The organism is Staphylococcus gallinarum (assembly GCF_000875895.1).
Classification (GTDB): domain Bacteria; phylum Bacillota; class Bacilli; order Staphylococcales; family Staphylococcaceae; genus Staphylococcus; species Staphylococcus gallinarum.
In genome coordinates this window covers 1-439 of the sequence record NZ_JXCF01000257.1, presented here as the reverse complement: position 1 = coordinate 439, position 439 = coordinate 1, and the positions used below count along the sequence as shown (strand labels likewise).

The following is a 439-nucleotide window of genomic DNA, read 5'->3' as shown; positions in this document are numbered from 1 at the left end:
TCTTTCGAACACTAGCGATTATTTCTTTTTGAATTCAAGCTTTTTTAAAACTCTAATTCACTCGGTTTTGCTTGGTAAAATCTATATATTTTACTTACTTATCTAGTTTTCAATGTACAAAATTTAAACATGGTGGAGACTAGCGGGATCGAACCGCTGACCTCCTGCGTGCAAAGCAGGCGCTCTCCCATCTGAGCTAAGCCCCCAATATTAAATTTGAAATGGTGGGCCTAAGTGGACTCGAACCACCGACCTCACGCTTATCAGGCGTGCGCTCTAACCAGCTGAGCTATAGGCCCATTTCGAAAATGAATACTTTAATGAGCATTCAAAACTGAATACAATATGTCAATGTTATTCCTCTTATCATCTTCTAAAGAAGATGTTCCGAATATATCCTTAGAAAGGAGGTGATCCAGCCGCACCTTCCGATACGGCT

At 40.5% G+C, this 439-nt stretch carries 2 tRNA genes; both read right to left on the bottom strand.

What is annotated here, in order from left to right:
* Window positions 1-130: 130 nt before the first annotated feature.
* Window positions 131-206: transfer RNA gene (locus SH09_RS15675), tRNA-Ala, on the bottom strand.
* 16 nt (window positions 207-222) lie between these two features.
* Window positions 223-299 (bottom strand) — tRNA-Ile (locus SH09_RS15670).
* Window positions 300-439: the final 140 nt, after the last annotated feature.